The sequence below is a fragment of the Streptomyces sp. RK9 genome (assembly GCF_045070545.1).
Lineage (GTDB): Bacteria > Actinomycetota > Actinomycetes > Streptomycetales > Streptomycetaceae > Streptomyces > Streptomyces alboflavus.
Genome location: NZ_CP173703.1, coordinates 228,384 through 245,654, shown reverse-complemented (window position 1 = coordinate 245,654; position 17,271 = coordinate 228,384). Strand labels below are relative to the sequence as shown.

General features: G+C 70.2%; 13 protein-coding genes. 10 read left to right on the top strand and 3 right to left on the bottom strand.

The window, feature by feature from the left end; translation table 11 throughout:
• Positions 1-55 precede the first annotated feature (55 nt).
• Positions 56-676: an L-threonylcarbamoyladenylate synthase gene (locus AB6L24_RS01090; protein ID WP_405650929.1), complete on the bottom strand. Its 621-nt coding sequence runs from the start codon at positions 674-676 to the stop codon at positions 56-58.
• A gap of 137 nt (positions 677-813) precedes the next feature.
• Here AB6L24_RS01090 and AB6L24_RS01085 point away from each other — a divergent pair, with 137 nt between their 5' ends.
• The 4 genes from AB6L24_RS01085 (at position 814) to AB6L24_RS01070 (ending at position 6,735) form a co-directional block, all read left to right on the top strand.
• Complete coding sequence (locus tag AB6L24_RS01085; RefSeq protein WP_405650927.1) at positions 814-2,433, top strand: amidase family protein; 1,620 nt, start codon at positions 814-816, stop codon at positions 2,431-2,433.
• Positions 2,434-3,185: 752 nt separating this feature from the next.
• The gene (locus AB6L24_RS01080) at positions 3,186-4,625 is read left to right on the top strand and encodes a family 2B encapsulin nanocompartment shell protein (protein WP_405650925.1); all 1,440 of its coding nucleotides are present in this window, start codon (positions 3,186-3,188) and stop codon (positions 4,623-4,625) included.
• 101 nt (positions 4,626-4,726) lie between these two features.
• Positions 4,727-5,794, top strand: coding sequence for a family 2 encapsulin nanocompartment cargo protein terpene cyclase (locus tag AB6L24_RS01075; protein WP_405656991.1), 1,068 nt, complete (start codon positions 4,727-4,729; stop codon positions 5,792-5,794).
• A gap of 62 nt (positions 5,795-5,856) precedes the next feature.
• A complete protein-coding gene (locus AB6L24_RS01070) occupies positions 5,857-6,735 on the top strand; it encodes a geranyl diphosphate 2-C-methyltransferase (protein ID WP_405650923.1) in 879 nt (292 codons plus the stop codon).
• 96 nt (positions 6,736-6,831) lie between these two features.
• On the opposite strand, the gene AB6L24_RS01065 is transcribed toward AB6L24_RS01070, so the two are convergent.
• Positions 6,832-7,290 carry a hypothetical protein gene (locus AB6L24_RS01065; protein ID WP_405650920.1) on the bottom strand — a complete coding sequence of 153 codons (459 nt, stop codon included), beginning with the start codon at positions 7,288-7,290 and terminating at the stop codon, positions 6,832-6,834.
• Between the two features lie 308 nt (positions 7,291-7,598).
• On the opposite strand from AB6L24_RS01065, the gene AB6L24_RS01060 reads away from it, so the two are divergent.
• The gene (locus tag AB6L24_RS01060; RefSeq protein ID WP_405650918.1) at positions 7,599-7,982 is read left to right on the top strand and encodes a peptidase inhibitor family I36 protein; all 384 of its coding nucleotides are present in this window, start codon (positions 7,599-7,601) and stop codon (positions 7,980-7,982) included.
• A 116-nt stretch (positions 7,983-8,098) separates the two neighbouring features.
• Here AB6L24_RS01060 and katG read toward each other — a convergent pair whose 3' ends face one another.
• Positions 8,099-10,315 carry a catalase/peroxidase HPI gene (gene katG, locus AB6L24_RS01055; RefSeq protein WP_405650916.1) on the bottom strand — a complete coding sequence of 739 codons (2,217 nt, stop codon included), beginning with the start codon at positions 10,313-10,315 and terminating at the stop codon, positions 8,099-8,101.
• Positions 10,316-10,570: 255 nt separating this feature from the next.
• Between katG and AB6L24_RS01050 the strand changes: the two genes are divergently transcribed.
• From AB6L24_RS01050 to AB6L24_RS01030, 5 genes are all read left to right on the top strand, one after another.
• Positions 10,571-10,981 (top strand): Fur family transcriptional regulator, encoded by a 411-nt coding sequence (locus tag AB6L24_RS01050; protein WP_405650914.1) that lies wholly within the window; start codon positions 10,571-10,573, stop codon positions 10,979-10,981.
• A 207-nt stretch (positions 10,982-11,188) separates the two neighbouring features.
• A complete protein-coding gene (locus tag AB6L24_RS01045; protein WP_289943152.1) occupies positions 11,189-11,389 on the top strand; it encodes a DUF6229 family protein in 201 nt (66 codons plus the stop codon).
• A 176-nt stretch (positions 11,390-11,565) separates the two neighbouring features.
• Positions 11,566-14,439: a type 2 lanthipeptide synthetase LanM family protein gene (locus tag AB6L24_RS01040; RefSeq protein ID WP_405650911.1), complete on the top strand. Its 2,874-nt coding sequence runs from the start codon at positions 11,566-11,568 to the stop codon at positions 14,437-14,439.
• A gap of 231 nt (positions 14,440-14,670) precedes the next feature.
• The gene (locus tag AB6L24_RS01035; RefSeq protein WP_405650908.1) at positions 14,671-15,825 is read left to right on the top strand and encodes an acetyl-CoA carboxylase biotin carboxylase subunit family protein; all 1,155 of its coding nucleotides are present in this window, start codon (positions 14,671-14,673) and stop codon (positions 15,823-15,825) included.
• Positions 15,826-15,892: 67 nt separating this feature from the next.
• The gene (locus AB6L24_RS01030; protein WP_405650906.1) at positions 15,893-17,053 is read left to right on the top strand and encodes an acetyl-CoA carboxylase biotin carboxylase subunit family protein; all 1,161 of its coding nucleotides are present in this window, start codon (positions 15,893-15,895) and stop codon (positions 17,051-17,053) included.
• Positions 17,054-17,271: the final 218 nt, after the last annotated feature.

Here is a 17,271-nt window from a genome sequence, read left to right as displayed (position 1 = left end):
GCGCGCGCCGGGACCCCCGTGCCCGGCTCTCCCCACGCCCCGCTTCCGCCACCCGCTACTCGAAGCGCGTGGTGTCCCCGGCGCCCCGGCGCACGATCTCGATGTCGCCGCCGGAGAAGTCGATGACCGTCGTCGGCTCCGTGCCGCAGTCCCCGGAGTCGAGCACCGCGTCCACGACGTGGTCGAGGCGCTCCTTGATCTCCCAGCCCTGCGTCATCGGCGCGTCCTCGCCGGGCAGCAGCAGGGTGCTGGAGAGCAGCGGCTCGTTCAGCTCGGCGAGGAGTGCCTGGGTGACGACGTGGTCGGGGATGCGGACGCCGACCGTCTTCTTCTTCGGGTGCAGGAGCTGGCGCGGCACCTCCTTCGTCGCGGGCAGGATGAAGGTGTAACTGCCGGGCGTCGCCGCCTTGATCGCGCGGAACACGTCGTTGTCGATGTGCACGAACTCGCCGAGCTGCGCGAAGGTCTGGCACACCAGCGTGAAGTGGTGGCGGTCGTCGAGGTTCCGGATCGAGCGGATGCGGGCGATGCCGTCGCGGTTGCCCAACTGGCACCCCAGCGCGTAGCAGGAGTCCGTCGGGTACGCGACGAGTGCGCCGGACCGGATGCTGTCCGCCACGGTGGTGATGGTGCGCCGCTGGGGGTTCTCGGGGTGCACGTCGAAGTACTTGGCCATCCGCAGAGTCTAGGCGCGGGCGGGTGGGCCCGAAGGGCAGGACGTGGCCGATGGGGCACGCGCGCGATGGCCGAGTGACGGGGGGTGCGGTCCGGCACCCTTGCGCCGGACGTGGCCCGTGTAGTCACCTAACCGTCATGGGGAAGAGGAGCATTGCGTCACTGATCGCCGTCATCGCCGCGGGAGCCCTGGTGACGGGCACGCCGAACCCACGGGCGGAGGCCGCCGCGCCGGATCCCGACGGCCCGGCGCCGACGGGCTCGTCCCGGGCGGGCACGGCCGGTTCCGCGGGCCTGCCGGACCGCTACCTCGACACGGTGACGATCCCTCAGCTGCAGGCGCGCATGGCGGACGGTTCGCTGACCTCGTCCGCGCTCACCCGTGCCTATCTGCAACGGATCAAGACCGTCGACCCCAAGATCCACGCGGTCCTGCGCACCAACCCGAAGGCACTGCGGCAGGCCGCCGCCAGCGACGCGAGGCACCGGAGCGGCAAGCCCCTCGGCCCGCTCGACGGCATCCCCGTGCTGCTCAAGGACAACGTGAACACCCGCGACATGCCGACGACCGCCGGGTCCCTCGCCCTGGCCGGGAGCCCGCCGGGCACCGACGCCGTCCTCGTGACCAAGCTGAAGGACGCCGGGGCGGTCATCCTGGGCAAGGCCAACCTGTCCGAATGGGCCAACTTCCGGGCGGCCAAGCCCACTTCCGGGTGGTCGGCGGTCGGCGGCCAGACCCACAACCCCTTCGTGCTCGACCGCAACCCCTGCGGCTCCTCCTCCGGGTCGGCCGCCGCGCTCGCCGCCTCCCTGTCCCAGGTGGCCATCGGCACCGAGACGGACGGCTCGATCGTGTGCCCGGCCGGGATGAACGGCGTGGTCGGCCACAAGCCGAGCCTCGGCCTGGTGAGCCAGAGCGGCGTCGTACCGATCTCCGCCGAGCAGGACACCGCGGGCCCCATGGCGCGCAACGTCGTCGACACCGCGCTCACCCTGTCGGTGCTCTCCGGCGACGCCACGCCCCGCCTCGGCGGCACACTGGGCTCGCTCGGCGACGCCGGGAAGCTCCACGGCGACCTGCGCGGCAAGCGCATCGGGCTGTGGCGGCTGCCCTCGCTCGGCCCCGAGGTCGACGCCGTCATGACCCGCACCGCACGGAAGCTGCGCGCCGCCGGAGCCGAGGTCGTCGAGGTGACGCCGCCGTACCAGGAGCGGATCGCCGAGCTGGAGTTCCCGGCGCTCCTCAGCGAGTTCCACCGGGACATCGAGGCCTACCTCGGCACCCGCAAGGGCCCTCGCGACCTCGCCGCGCTCATCGAGTTCAACCGCACCCACCCCGCGGAGCAGACCTGCTTCGCCGGGCAGGAACTCTTCGAACAGGCCCTCGCGGCGCCGCCCACCACGGACCCCAAGTACAAGGCGATGCGGGCCGAGTTGAAGGATCTCTCCAGCCGTTCGCTGGACGAGACCATGGCCGCCCACGACCTCGACGCCATCGCCGCGCCCACGAACCCGCCGGCCTGGACGACCGACTGCGCCCGGGGCGACAACGACATCATCCCGTCCTCCACGCCCGCGGCCGTCTCCGGACACCCGTCCCTCTCGGTGCCCGCGGGCCAGGTGAACCAACTGCCCGTCGGCCTCCTCCTGATGGCGGGCGACCGCCAGGACGCCGAACTCCTCTCGCTCGGGGCGGCGGTGGAGCGCCGCCTGAACGCCTGGCGGGCGCCGAAGTACCTGCCGACGCTGGGACGTTGACGCTCCACGGACCCTGACGCTCCCCGCCCACCGCTCTCCGGTCCACCGCTGTCCAGCACTCTCCCCGTCCACCGCGGTCCACCGCACCGCAAGAGGCGTACGCCTCCCCGCCCTCCGCGTCTCCTGTGCGCCTGCCACGCCCGGCGCACGGGGTCGGGGACCCGGCGTGGGAGGCGTGTGTTGTTCCGGGGCACGCCCCTTGGGGCGATCCGCACCACCGTCTGCGTCCGACCGCCGCCCAGGCGGGGTTCCCCGCTGCCTCCCGGGACTGTTTGGCTAGCCCATGCAGCTCGTGCAGCCCGCACACCCCGGCGGCATACACCGTCACGACGCTGCCGCCATGGCGCCGCCCTCCCCGGACTCGTCCCTGACCGCAGCCGCCCGACGACCACGCCACAGTCCCCGAGCTCACCCCCGTACCGCGTCCGGCCACCGCGGCCGATGATCGCGAAGCCGCTTCCGAAGTCGTACTCAAGTCGCGCTCAAGGACCCTGGAGGACCCTGACGTGGTCCAGGGGACGTCAGGTGCGGCCGCGGCGTCCCACCCGCCCGCGGGCGCCGTCCGCACGGCCCCGAACGCGCCCACGCGCGTCCGTGCCCGTCAGCTCACCTCTGCTCTCGTCGACTGACGTCCGCGCACACCCGTAGACGTCCACAGCGGCCACGCGCCGCCGCACACGTCTGCCCGCACACCCGCGCACCAGCCCGTCCACGCACCTCCGCTCATGTCCGTTCACGAACAGGGAGGCAATGTGACCACGTCCGAAAGCGCTGCCGGACCCAGCACCGACCAAGGCGACGAGTCCGCCGCCGAGGCACAGCGCACCAGCCTCAGTACCCTCGCGGCGCGCCAGCTCTCCACGACCACCAAGTCCGAACCGCAGATGCAGGCCATCACCTCGCGATGGCTGCTGAAGATGCTGCCGTGGACGGACGTCAGGGGCGGCACCTACCGGGTCAACCGGCGGCTCCAGCTCAAGGTCGGCCGAGGGCGTGTGCAGTTCGAGCAGAACGGCGCCGACGACATCAAGGTCATCCCCGAGACCCTCACCGAACTGCCCGTCCTGCGCGGCTACTCCGACACCGGCGTCCTCAAGAAGATCGCCGACCGCCTCCGGGTGCGGCAGGTGCGCGTCGGAGAGGTGCTCTTCGACGCCGGACAGCCCGTCACCGAGACCTACCTCGTCGTGCACGGCCGCTTCACCCGCTACGCCACCGGCAAGTTCGGCGAGGAGGAAGTCATCGGCGTCGTCACCGACGGCGACCAGATGGGCGACGAGGCCGTCGGCAGGCCCGACCCGCTCTGGCTCACCTCGGTGCGGGCCGAGACGCCCGGCGTCCTCCTCGTGCTGCCCTGGGACTCCCTGCAGCAGATCGTGGAGGGCGCGCCCTCCCTCGCGGCGCACCTGGACGCGTACGCGGAGCAGCAGAGCAAGCCCATGAACCGCAAGGGCGAGGCCGACGTCCCCGTGCAGGCGGGACACCACGGGGAACCCACTCTCTCCGGCGGCTACGTCGACTACGAACTCGCGCCCCGCGAGTACGAACTGTCGCTCACCCAGACGGTGCTGCGCATCCACACCCGGGTCGCCGACCTCTACAACAACCCGATGGACCAGACCGAGCAGCAGCTCCGCCTGACCATCGAGGAGATCCGCGAACGCCAGGAGTGGGAGCTGGTCAACAACCGCGAGTTCGGGCTCCTGCACAGCGTCGACTACGGCCAGCGCATCAGCACCTACACAGGTCCGCCCACACCGGACGACCTCGACGAACTCCTCGCCATGCGCCGCAAGACCAAGCTGTTCCTCGCCCACCCTAAGGCGATCGCGGCGTTCTTCCGCCAGTGCAACAAGCGCGGCCTCGTGCCGGGCACCGCCACCGTCGACGGGCACGAGGTGCCCGCGTGGCGGGGCGTGCCGCTGTTCCCGTGCGGCAAGATCCCGATCAGCGAGGAGCACACGACGAGCATCATCGCGCTGCGCACCGGCGAGGCCGACCAGGGCGTCGTCGGGCTGCACCAGACGGGCATCCCCGAGGAGTACCAACCGAGCCTGAACGTCCGGTTCATGGGCATCAACGACGCCGCGATCATGCGCTATCTGGTCACCGCCTACTACTCGCTCGCCATCCTCGTCCCCGACGCGGCCGGGATCCTGGAGAACGTGCAGATCGGTCGGACCGCCGAGTGAGCGCACCGCCCGAGTCCGGCGAACCCACCACCCTCGTGCCGGAGGAACCACTGATCCCCGCACCGCCGCAGCCACCGGTCGCCACCGCCGACCGGCCCGCGATCCACACGCCGGAGCCCCAGCCCGCCCGGCCCCCCTGGCGACCGCCGGGCCCGCCGAACCCGGCCCGTTCCCTGCGCGCCACCCGCAGGGGCGGCCCGATCCCCGGCCTGCACCACCGCCCCGCCGTGCCCGCCGACCCCGCCAAGGTCGCCGAGGTCGACCGCAGGCTCGAGGCCTGGGCGCACGAGTACGACCTGTTCCCCGCGGCCTGGAAGGGCGACTTCGCGGGCTTCCAGTTCGGCCGGGCCGTGGTGCTCCAGCATCCGGGCGCCGTCGACGTGGAGCGGCTCACGGCCGCGGGCAAGCTGCTGCTCGCCGAGAACCTCGTCGACAGCTGCTACTGCGAGGCCGACGAGGGCAGGGGCGGCACTCCGCGCGGCCTCGGCGGTCGGCTCGTCCTGGCCCAGGCGGCGATCGACCCGTTCCACGGCGCCCCCGCGGTGGAGGAGCAGTGGCGCCGAGGCGTCCAGGCCGACGGACCGCTCCGCTCGTACCACCTCGCCATGAAGGACTTCGCGGCCTTCGCCACGCCCAGCCAGAGCGACCGGTTCGTGCACGACATCGCCCGGCTGCACCTCGGCTACCTCGGGGAGGCGGCCTGGGCCGAGACCCGGTACGTGCCCAAGGTGTGGGAGTACCTGGTGATGCGGCAGTTCAACAACTTCCGCCCCTGCCTGTCGATCGTCGACGCCGTGGACGGCTACGAACTGCCCGAGCCGGTCTACGCCCGCCCGGAGATCCAGCGGATCACCGCGCTCGCCTGCAACGCCACGACCATCGTCAACGACCTGTACTCCTTCACCAAGGAGCTGGCCGGCGACCCCACCCACCTGAATCTGCCCCAGGCCATCGCCGCCAACGAACGCTGCGGCCTCAAGGCGGCGTACCTGAAGGCCGTGGAGATCCACAACGAGGTGATGGCGGCCTTCGAGGAGGAGTCCGCGGTCCTCGCTGCCACCTCACCGCTCGTCGAGCGCTACGCCAGGGGCCTCGCCGCCTGGGTGGCGGGCAACCACGAGTGGCACGCCACCAACACCCACCGCTACCACCTGCCCAACTACTGGTGAATCCCGTCACCGGCGGGTCCGCCCGCCCGACCCGTCGCCGCCCGCACCATGAGGAGACCCTGTTGACCATTGCCGACGCCCGGCCCACCACCGCCGTACCGGTGCCCGCCCAGTCCACCTACCAGAACCGCGTCGCGGACTACTGGAACGCCGAGGAGAACCCGGTCAATCTCGAACTCGGGAGGATCGACGACCTCTACCACCACCACTACGGCATCGGAGCGGCCGACCGGTCCGTGCTCGACGTGGCCGACCCCGCGGCCCGGCAGGAGCGGATCACCGCCGAGCTGCACCGGCTCGAACAGGCCCAGGCCGACCTGCTCGCCTCCCACCTCGGCCCCCTCTCGCCCACGGACCGTGTCTTCGACGCGGGCTGCGGGCGCGGCGGGGGCTCCGTGGTGGCCCATCTGCGCTACGACTGCTACGCCGACGGCGTCACGCTCTCCGAGAAGCAGGCCGACTTCGCGGGCGAGCAGGCCCGCAAGCGGCACATCGACGACAAGGTGCGCTACCACCACCTGAACATGCTCGACACCGGCTTCCCGACCGGCGCGTTCGCGGCGTCGTGGAACAACGAGTCGACGATGTACGTCGAGCTGGAGCTGCTGTTCGCCGAGCACGCCCGGTTGCTGCGCCGCGGCGGCAGGTACGTGACGATCACCGGCTGCTACAACGACACCTACGGGCGGGCATCGCGCGAGGTGTCCCTCATCAACGCCCACTACATCTGCGACATCCACCCGCGCTCGGAGTACTTCCGGGCGATGGCGCACCACCGCCTCGTACCGGTGCACGTGGAGGATCTGACGGCCGCCGCCATGCCCTATTGGGAGCTGCGGCAGGAGGCCGACCATCTGGTGACGGGAATCGAAGAAACGTTCCTGAACGCCTACCGCAACGGCAGTTTCCAGTATCTGCTGATCGTCGCCGACCGCGTGTGACGCGCCGCGCGCCGCGGCTGTGACATGGCGGCGCGAAGAAGGCCGGGCCCTCGTGAGGGCCCGGCCTGTGGTGCGGGAGGGCGCGGTGCGCGCGGGTCAGTGGGCGGTGTTGGAGGCCCAGACCGCGCGGCTGCCGTCGTAGATCACGACATTGCCGTCGTCCTGGACGACCAGGCGGGAACCGGGGCGTCCCGCGGTGTTCGAGGCCCAGACCGGCGCTCCGTTACGGGTGTAGACGACGAAGTTGCCGTCCTCCTGCAGGCGGGCGGTCCAGCCCTTGCCGACCGTGCGCGAGGCCCATCTGGCCCGGTTGAACTCGTCGTAGACCACGAGGTTGCCGTCGGACTGCATGACCAGTCTGGCCGTGTTGGAGCTGACGGACTCGTTGTGGTTGAGGGTGAAGGGGGCGTAGCGCACTTGATCCGAGAGGATTCCCGCCCGTGCCTTGCCGCTTGTGGCGGCGCTGTGGTCGGTGGGAGCCGCACTCGCCTGGCCGACGAGGGCCATCGAAGCGAGTGCGGCGGTTACGAGAAACGTGCCGGCTTTCTTCCCCACGAAAGGAACTCCTTGAGTCAGGCAGTTCTTCCAGCGGTGCCCTGTTGGGCGCCGCATCCGGACGATGCCATCGCTTTCGCACCGGAAGGCAAGGCTCCGGGACAGTTGGCGGTTTGATGTCCTTCAATGACCGGAAGGCGCGGGATGGGAAATGCGCCGCCCATATGACCCAAGAGGCCGATATTTGGCTTCCCGAAAGGGAGTGGTTCCGCCAGGATCTGCCGGGCCGGTCGGCCTTGGGGCCGAATTCCCCACTCTGAGGAGGACGCGTGCGTAAAAGAGCGTTGGTCAGCGTTGCCGCACTTGTCATGGCCCTGATTGCGCCGACGGTCGCGAGTGCGGCGGAGACCCGGTTCACCGAGGTCCCGGGCGTCGAGGGCCTTTACCGCGTCACCGGAACCGACGGTGACAGGGCCGCGCGCGACGCGTACGACCGGTGCGGCGCGGGGACCTGCTTCTTCCAGCACTACAACGGCGAGGGACTGATCTGGATCGTGCCCAGCTGCGGCCAGCACCGGGTCCCCGGCTATCTCGACGGGAAGGCCACCTCGGCCTGGAACAAGACCTCCACCACCGTCATCCTGTACGACGGCATCTACTCCGGACGCCTGGGCCCGATGCCGGGCGGGTTCAAAGGCAACCTCGACCCGCGCCACGACAACAAGATGAGCTCGGTCGACGCGGCCTGCTGAGCCGCGGGCGCACGAAAAACGTCCAGGTCGGCCGATTCCGGCCGACCTGGACGTCGGTGCTGTGCGACGTCGGTGCGGTGCGGCGACCTCAACGGTCACCCGACGTCAGGGACTTCTCAGCCGAGGTCGAACCGGTCGAGGTCCATGACCTTGCTCCACGCGGCGGCGAAGTCGCGCACGAACTTCTCCTTCGCGTCGTCGCTCGCGTAGACCTCCGCGAGCGCCCGCAGCTCGGAGTTCGAGCCGAAGACCAGGTCGGCGCGGGTGCCGGTCCACTGGACCGCGCCGCTCGCGTCGCGGGCCTCGAACTCGTCCTGCGCCGAGGACGTCGACTTCCAGGTCGTCCCCAGGTCGAGGAGGTTGACGAAGAAGTCGTTGGTCAGCGTGCCCGGCTTGTCGGTGAGGACGCCGTGCTTCGACTGCCCGTGGTTGGCGCCCAGGACACGCAGACCGCCGACGAGGACGGTCAGCTCGGGGGCGCTCACCGTGAGCAGGTTCGCCTTGTCGAGCAGCAGGTACTCGGCCGGGAGGCGGTTGCCCTTGCCGATGTAGTTGCGGAAGCCGTCGGCGGCGGGCTCCAGGGCGTCGAACGACTCGACGTCCGTCTGCTCCTGGGTGGCGTCGACACGGCCCGGCGAGAACGGCACCTGGACCTCGACGCCGCCGTCCTTGGCCGCCTTCTCGACGGCCGCGGTGCCCGCGAGGACGATCAGGTCGGCCAGCGAGACCTTCTTGCCGCCCGCGGCGTCGAAGGCCTCCTTGACGCCCGTGAGGGTGCGCAGGACCTGGGCCAGCTCGTCCGGGTTGTTGACCTCCCAGTTGCGCTGCGGCTCCAGGGCGATACGCGCGCCGTTGGCGCCGCCGCGCTTGTCGCTGCCGCGGAAGGACGAGGCCGCGGCCCACGCGGTGGAGACCAGCTGGGCGACCGTGAGGCCGGAGCCGAGGACGCGCTCCTTGAGGTCCGCGATGTCCGCGGCGTCGATGACCTCGCCGGTGCGCGCGGGCAGCGGGTCCTGCCAGAGCAGCTCCTCGGCGGGGACCTCCGGGCCGAGGTAGCGCACGACCGGGCCCATGTCACGGTGCGTCAGCTTGTACCAGGCGCGGGCGAAGGCGTCCGCGAACTCCTCCGGGTTCTCGTAGAAGCGGCGCGAGATCGGCTCGTAGATCGGGTCGAAGCGCAGCGAGAGGTCGGTGGTGAGCATCGTCGGAAGGTGCTTCTTCGACGCGTCGAAGGCGTCCGGGATGACCGCCTCGGCGTTCTTCGCCACCCACTGGTTCGCGCCGGCCGGGCTCTGGGTGAGCTCGTACTCGTACTCGAAGAGGTTCTTGAAGAAGTGGTTGCTCCACTGGGTCGGCGTCTCGGTCCAGGTCACCTCGAGGCCCGAGGTGATGGCGTCCTTGCCGACACCCGTGTTGTACGTGCTCTTCCAGCCGAGGCCCTGCTGCTCCATCGGGGCGGCCTCGGGGTCGTTGCCGACGTTGTCCGCGGGGCCCGCGCCGTGGGTCTTGCCGAAGGTGTGGCCGCCGGCGATGAGGGCGACGGTCTCCTCGTCGTTCATCGCCATCCGGCGGAACGTCTCACGGATGTCGCGGGCCGCGGCGATCGGGTCCGGGTTGCCGTTCGGGCCCTCGGGGTTGACGTAGATGAGGCCCATCTGGACCGCGCCGAGCGGGCTCTCCAGCTCGCGGTCACCGGTGTAGCGGGCGTCGCCCAGCCACTCGGTCTCGGGGCCCCAGTAGACGTCCTCCTCCGGCTCCCACACGTCCTCGCGGCCCCCGGCGAAGCCGAAGGTCTTGAAGCCCATCGTCTCCAGGGCGACGTTGCCGGTGAGGACCATCAGGTCGGCCCAGGAGATGCTCTTGCCGTACTTCTTCTTGACCGGCCACAGCAGTCGGCGGGCCTTGTCGAGGCTGGCGTTGTCCGGCCAGCTGTTGAGCGGCGCGAACCGCTGCTGACCGGCGCCGGCGCCGCCGCGGCCGTCGCTGATGCGGTACGTGCCCGCGCTGTGCCAGGCCATGCGGATCATCAGCGGGCCGTAGTTGCCGAAGTCGGCGGGCCACCAGTCCTGCGAAGTGGTGAGTACGTCGGCGATGTCCCGTTTGACGGCCGGCAGGTCGAGGGAGCTGAACGCCTCGGCGTAGTCGAACTCCTCGCCGAGCGGGTTGGCCACGGCGGGGTTCTTGGCGAGGATCTTCAGATTCAGCCGGTCCGCCCACCACTGGCGGTTGCCGCCGCCCTGCGTGGGGTGCGGTGCTCGGCCATGGGCGACCGGGCAGCCTCCGCCCTCCTCGACCTTCGCGTCGGTGACGATTGCGTCCGGGTTCTCAGCCATGGGAAGCCTTTCGAACTGAGTGAATCGTGGTGCTGGAGGAGTGCGCGCGAGGAACGGTGACCGCCGGACGAGGTCTGGCGGGGGAGGTGGGGCCGACCGAACCGGGCCGTCCCGCTCCCTTGGTCATCGTAGGAAACCGATCCTACGATGGACGCTGTCCAGGTCAAGAAGCTCAACTGATTCATATTGATTCAGAATCCGTACGGCTGCCGGTAAACTCGGCGTACGCCACCGAGCCTGAATGGGTGAACCGATATGAGCGACCTGCTGGAGCGACTGCGAGGGCGTGGCTGGCGGGTGACCTCCCAGCGGCGTGTCGTCGCGGAGGTCCTCGACGGCGACCACGTGCACCTGACGGCCGACGAGGTGCACGCCCGCGCGGCGCACCTGCTGCCGGAGATCTCCCGGGCGACGGTCTACAACACCCTGGGCGAGATGGTCTCCCTCGGCGAGGTCATGGAGGTCTCCACCGACGGCCGCGCCAAGCGGTACGACCCCAACGCCCACCACCCCCACCAGCACCTCGTGTGCTCGAACTGCGGCGCCATCCGCGACGTCCACCCGAGCGGCGACCTCCTCGCCGACCTCCCCCAGGACCAGCGCTTCGGCTTCACGGTGTCGCAGGTCGAGGTCACTTACCGGGGGCTCTGCCCCACCTGCGCCTAGATCGCGCTCCATCCCCGCGATCTCCGCCGCCCGGCCGGGCGTGTCCGGCCGGGACGCCTCTCGGGCCGCGACGCCTCAGGGGTCGTGACGCCTCGTGGGAGCGCCGCCGCACTGTGGCCGGAATTGTCGTCTGACGAGTGTTCAATTCCGGCTGATACTCAGGGCTCGGGCGATCCGTCCCGCATTCCCCACGTCCGGAGGCCGCTGATGCACCAGACCAGTGTTCCGACCACCGCCGTGCTCACCGCCTGGCTCTCGGGTGCCGAGAGCGCCTACGGCCAGGCGAACCCCGCCGGGCCGCTGTACGTCGGCGGCACCGCCGCCGAGGCCGCGCTCACCGATCCGAGTGACTCCCTCTACGGCTTCTGCTCCAGCCCGAGCGGTTCCCACGGCAGTTGGTGCTGCTGACCCGACGAGGGGGCGTGGGGGATCGCGCGTGACGTCGCGTGCCCGGACCTGTCGTGTGGTTCCTCGCGCCCTGTGGTCGGTGGTCTGTGGTCTCCGCAGAGTCCGCGTCGGTCCGCGGTCTCGCCGTTGGTCCGGTGTGTCTGAGTGGCGGTCTTCGGACAGGGGGATGGTGGACGGTGAGCGGATCGGCGGCGGGGCACAGACCTGAGCAGCGGCACGAGGCGGACTGGTTCGCCCAGCCGGTACGCGCCATCGCCCGCCCCTGGCACGACGACCTCGCCCGGCGCCTCGCCGCCGTGGACGGGCTCGGCCGCGCCGAGCGGGGCGTGATCCTCGACGCCGGGCACACCTCCCTGCTGCGGTCCTTGCACGCCAAACTGTCCCGCCTCTTCCTGATCGAGCTGCACGCCCTGCGCATGACGGCGGCCGGTGTGCGCGACGGCGAGGGCGCCGGGGCCGGGTCCGACACACAGACCTGGGCCGCGTTCATCGAGCAGGCGTGCCAGGAGGGTTACGTCGACCGGCTCGCCGAGCGCTATCCGACCCTCGGCGCGCGGATCGCGGCGGTGGCACGGCTCTCCGTGGCCGCGACGGCCTCCTTCGCCGAACGGCTGGGCGCCGACCGGGAACTGCTGCGGCCCCTGCTCGGCGCGCCCGCGGGGGAGTTACGGGCGCTCGCGTTCGGCGCGGGCGACAGTCACCGGGGCGGCCTGACCGTCAGCCGGGCCGACTTCGCCGCCGGAAGCGTCATGTACAAGCCGCGGCCGTCCGGCACCGATGTCGCCCTGGGCGCCCTGCTGGACGAGCTGTTCGCGGACTTCCCCGACGCCCCGGCGCCGGACCGCCGCATCCGGGTGCCGCGCACCCTGGCGCGCGAGGGCTACGGCTGGGCCGAGTTCGTCCGCCACCGCTACTGCGCCGACGACGCCGAGCTCGCCGCGTTCTACCGGAACGTCGGCCACTGGCTGGCCGTGCTTCGCTTCACCGGCGGCACCGACATGCACGCCGAGAACATGATCGCCGCGGGCCCGGTGCCGGTGATCGTGGACGGCGAGACGCTGTTCGACGCCCCCGCCCCCTTCCCGCCCAGCGGCCAGGGCGACGCGGTCGACGTGGCGGCCGCCGCGATCCGCCGCACCGTCCTGCGCACCGGACTGCTGCCCGTGCGCGGCACCGGCTTCGCGCTCGCGGGCGTGGACATCTCCGGCGTCGGGGCGCTGCCCGGCCAGCAGCCGCTGATCCCGAACCCCGTGATCGCCGACGGCGGCACCGCGGCGGCCCGCTTCGAGGTGGACCTGGTCGCGATGCCCACGGCGGGCAACCACCCGAGCCCCACCCCCGTACTGAGCGCGTACTGGGACCGGATCCTGGCCGGCTTCCGGGAGATGACCGCGCACCTGCACCGGCCCGGCACCGACCCGCACCGACTCCTGCGCCGGTTCGAGGGCGCCCGGGCGCGGCGCATCCTGCGGCCCACGCAGGCCTACGTCGACATCGGCCGGATGCTCTGGCACCCGGCCTCCCTGCACGACGAGACGGCGGCCGTCGAGCGCGCCCGGGACATCCTGCGCCGCAACGCCGAAGTGCTGCCCGGCGCGCCGAAGGACCGCGCGGCCATCGACGCCGAGATCGCCGACCTGCTGGTCGGGGACGTGCCGATGTTCGGCTTCACCGTGGACGCGGCCGCCGTCGGTGCCACCGTCACGGACTGGCGCGGCGCCGATCTCGCCTTCGAGGAGTCGGTCATCCAGGACGCGCTGGTGGGCGCGTACCTCAACGAGCGTTCGCTGCCCGCGCGGGTGCAGGCGGCCGCCCACGAGCCGCACGCCCGGGACCGGGAGCGGCGCCGCCGGGCCCTGGCCGCGCGGATGGTGCGGCAGCTGTGCGACGGGGCGGTGCGCGGCGACGACGGCACGGCCACGTGGATCAGCCCGGTGTTCACGCCCGCGGGTTGGTCGATCAGGGTGCTGCCCGCCGACCTCTACACCGGGCAGGGCGGGGTGGCGCTGACGCTCGCGGAGTACGAGAGCGAGGTACGGGCGGGGCGGGCGGATCCGGTGCCGGGTGCCGGCGAGGTGTTCGAGGGGGCGCTGCGGGTCCTCGTCGCCGTGGAGGACCGGACGGCCACGCCGTCGGCGGGGGCGTTCAGCGGCGCGGCGTCGCAGGTGTGGACGTGGCTGGCGCTGCACCGGGTCCTCGGGGACGACTGGCTCCTTGAGCGGGCGGCGGCGCGGGCCGAACTGCTCGCGCCGTCGGGGCGGTTGGTCGAGGACGACGTCGAGGTGGACCTTCTGAACGGGGTCGCGGGCGCGGTCGTGCCGCTGCTCGGCCTGGCCGCGGCGACGGGGCAGGACCGGTGGCTGGCCGCCGCCGCGCACATCGGGCGCCGCCTGGAGGGTCTGGCCACGGTCGAGGAGGGCGGGGCCCGCTGGACGACACGGCTCAACCCCGAGGGCATCGGCGGCTTCGCGCACGGTGCCACCGGCATCGGCTGGGCGCTGACCAGGCTCGCCCTCAGCGACGCGGGCACGGCGGCCGACCGGGGCGGGTGGCGGCGGCTGGCCGAGCGGGCCTTCGCCTTCCAGGAGTCCCTGTACCGGCCCGCGGACGGCAACTGGCTCGATGTGCGCGTCGGCGCCGAGGAGGACTTCTTCACCAGCTGGTGCCACGGCAGCACCGGAATCGGCGTCGGCATGCTCGACCTGCACCGGCGCACGGGTGATCCGGTGCACCTGGACATGGTCCGCCGTGCCGCGTGTGCCGGCGCGGCGGAGGGCTTCGGCTGGAGCCACACCCTGTGCCACGGAGACCTCGGTCTCTGGGAATTCCTCACGTCCCTGGACTTCGACGGCGCGTCCGACGTGGAGTTCGGCAGTGCGTCCGACCTCGACGGGGAAATCCTCACCGGTCTCGAACAGCGCGGGCCGGTCGGCGGTTTGGCACGTGAGGCGTTCTCGCCGAGCCTCATGTCGGGCCTTTCGGGCGTCGTGCACACACTGCTGCGCATGCACCATGGTGCGGCACTGCCGAACCCTCTTCTCCTTGACTGACCAAGCGGTTTCGAGGGCCTTGCAGGGAAAGATTTGACTTGTGATCCATGTCACATCTCACCCGTGAAAGATCTTGGTCCGGCATATCCACACAGCTGTTTGGTTGTGGCACGATGCCAACGGATTGCTCATGGTCCAAGTAACCGATTGCGAAACTTTCGACGTAGGTCTTGTCTTGCTGAGAACGACTTCTTGATGGTGTTGGCTTGACGTAATTCGGGGGATGCAAGAGTGCCGTCTTTCATTGTTGTTGGATACCGTGACGACCTCGACCGCGCGGTGCGGAGTCGCGGTTTTGATCCCTACTACCTCGTACAGGCACCGATGAGCCCGCCGCCGGGGCGGAGGTTCACGAGCGTCGCCGACATGGAGAACGCCCAGGAATTGCTGAGAGCAGTGCTCTCCGCGCGCATCGACGATGTGGCGGGCGTGCTGAGCGTGCATGAGATGGGCGTGTTCGGGGCTGCTTATCTACGGCAGCAGTTGGGTCTTCCCGGGAACAAGGACTCGAAGACGACCCTTTATTTTCGGGACAAGTATCTGCAGAAGAGCGGACTGCCGGACAGTGTCAGGCGCGCACGGTGCCGCTATGTCGCGCCGGGGACTTCTTTCGCCGACCTCGCCGCCGATCTGGGTGACGTGTTCGTCGTCAAACCCGCGACCGGAGCGGGTTCTCTGCGTACGGAGATCGTGCGCACTCCTGACGAATACGAGCGAGCCCTCGGGGAGTTGCCGGGCCACTCGGACGTGAGTGTGGTCGCCGAGTCCTTCATCGATGCCCCGGAGGTCTACACGGACGGTATCTGGGAGGGCGGGGAGCTTCGCTGGTCGTCCATGAGCAGCAATCACATCGCGCCCCTCAGCGCCGTCAAGGGCGGTGTCCTCGCCGCGCACGTCCTGGACAGAAGGCGGCAGCCGGACCTGTTCCGACAGGCGGAGGAACTCGCCGGGCAGGTGCTCACCAGCCTCGGCGCACCGGATTGCGTCTTCCACATGGAAACGTTCGTCGAGGAATCGGGGCTGACCCTGGGAGAATGCGCGATCCGGCTGCCGGGAGCACTGTCCCCGAACGTCAACAAACTCACCTACGGCGTCGACCTCTTCGACGCCGAGATCAGCCTCGCGCTCGGGGAGAAGATCACTCAGGAGCTGGACGGCGGAACACCGGAGCGCTTCTACGGCTACATCCTGCTGCGTCGCTCCCAGGCCCTGACGCAGGCGGACTTCGAGCGCGCCTTCACCTTCGACGAGATCGACTACCCCTCGTCGCCCGATGCGCCGCTCGGCCCCTACGGCCGCGTCGGGCAGGCCGTCGTGTCCGACGAGGACGAGCTGCAACTTCAGAAAACGATCGAGGACATCGTGCGTTTCAACGAGCTCGGCTGAGCCTGACGGATCCGTCAGGCCCGGCCGGCAGAAGCATCGCGGCAGGCTGCATTCGGGGGAGACAAGAATGCCGACAATGATCGTCATCGGGTACCGGGAGGATCTGCACCGGGCGCTGCGGCGCCGGGGCCTGGATCCCCACTACATCGTGCAGGCGCCGGCGAGCCCGCCACCGGGACGCAGGTACACGCGCGTCGCCGACATGGAGAACGTCCAGGAGGTGCTGCGGGCCGTGCTCGCCGCGCGCCTCGACGACGTGGCGGGTGCGCTGAGCGTGCACGAGATGGGTGTGTTCGGGGCTGCTTGTCTGCGGCAGCAGCTGGACCTTCCCGGGAACAAGGACTCCAGGACGGCCCTTTACTTCCGGGACAAATACCTGCAGAAGAGCAAACTGCCGGCGCAGATCAAGCGTGCCCGCTGCCGCTATGTCACCCAGGACACCTCCCACGCCGACCTCGTCGGCGAACTGGGAGACGTCTTCGTCGTCAAACCGGCGACCGGCGCCGGATCCGTGCGGACGAATGTCGTGCGTTCCCCCGAAGAATTCACGCGAGCCGTCGGCGTGCTTCCGGGCGAGTCGGACGTACAGATCGTCGCCGAGTCCTTCATCGACGCGCCGGAAGTCTATATGGACGGCATCTGGAGCGGCGGCGATCTCCTGTGGTCGTCGATGACCCGCTATCACCACTCACCGCTGAGCGCGGCACACGGCGCCGTGCTCGCCGCGCACATCCTCGACAAGAGACGGCACACGGCGCTCTTCCAGCAGACGGAGGACATCACCAGACAGACGCTCTCCCGCTTGGGCGCGCCCGACTGCGTCTTCCACCTGGAAGTGTTCGTGGAGGAATCCGGGCTGACCTTCGGTGAATGCGCGATCCGACTGCCCGGGGCACTGTCCCCGGACGTCAACAAATTGACGTTCGGCGTCGACCTCTTCGACGTCGAGATCAGCCTCGCGCTCGGAGAGCGGATACAACAGCCCTCGGGTGACAGCGCGCCGGAGCGTTTCCACGGCTACCTCCTGCTGCGCCGCCCCGACGGAAACACCTTGACCCAAGAGGACTTCGAGCGGCGATTCGTCTTCGACGAGATCCAGTACTCGTCGTCACCCGACACTCCACTCGGTCCCTACGGCCGCGTCGGACAGGCAATCGTGTCCGACCCGGACGAGCTGAAGCTGCGGCAGAAGATCGAGGACATCGTGCGATTCAACGAGCTCGGCTGACCCATGAGCTTCGCCATCCGCCCTCGATTACCCGAGTACGTCACGAAGCCATCCGGCCGTGACGGATAACAAGCCGTAATCCGGGCACCACACACGCCCTCCCGAAACACCGAAACACCGAAACACGGGGACGCCCGGGCGCGCATCAGCGGCCCCGCCTCTCCCCGTACGGCTTCGCCATCCCCAAAACACCCCATCGTGATGGAACTCAGGGCCGT

Coding starts and splice junctions, on each gene's coding strand:
- AB6L24_RS01090 (WP_405650929.1), bottom strand. CDS start 676: ATGGCCAAGTACTTCGACGTGCACCCCGAGAACCCCCAGCGGCGCACC.
- AB6L24_RS01085 (WP_405650927.1), top strand. CDS start 814: ATGGGGAAGAGGAGCATTGCGTCACTGATCGCCGTCATCGCCGCGGGA.
- AB6L24_RS01060 (WP_405650918.1), top strand. CDS start 7,599: ATGGCCCTGATTGCGCCGACGGTCGCGAGTGCGGCGGAGACCCGGTTC.
- katG (WP_405650916.1), bottom strand. CDS start 10,315: ATGGCTGAGAACCCGGACGCAATCGTCACCGACGCGAAGGTCGAGGAG.
- AB6L24_RS01050 (WP_405650914.1), top strand. CDS start 10,571: ATGAGCGACCTGCTGGAGCGACTGCGAGGGCGTGGCTGGCGGGTGACC.
- AB6L24_RS01045 (WP_289943152.1), top strand. CDS start 11,189: ATGCACCAGACCAGTGTTCCGACCACCGCCGTGCTCACCGCCTGGCTC.
- AB6L24_RS01030 (WP_405650906.1), top strand. CDS start 15,893: ATGCCGACAATGATCGTCATCGGGTACCGGGAGGATCTGCACCGGGCG.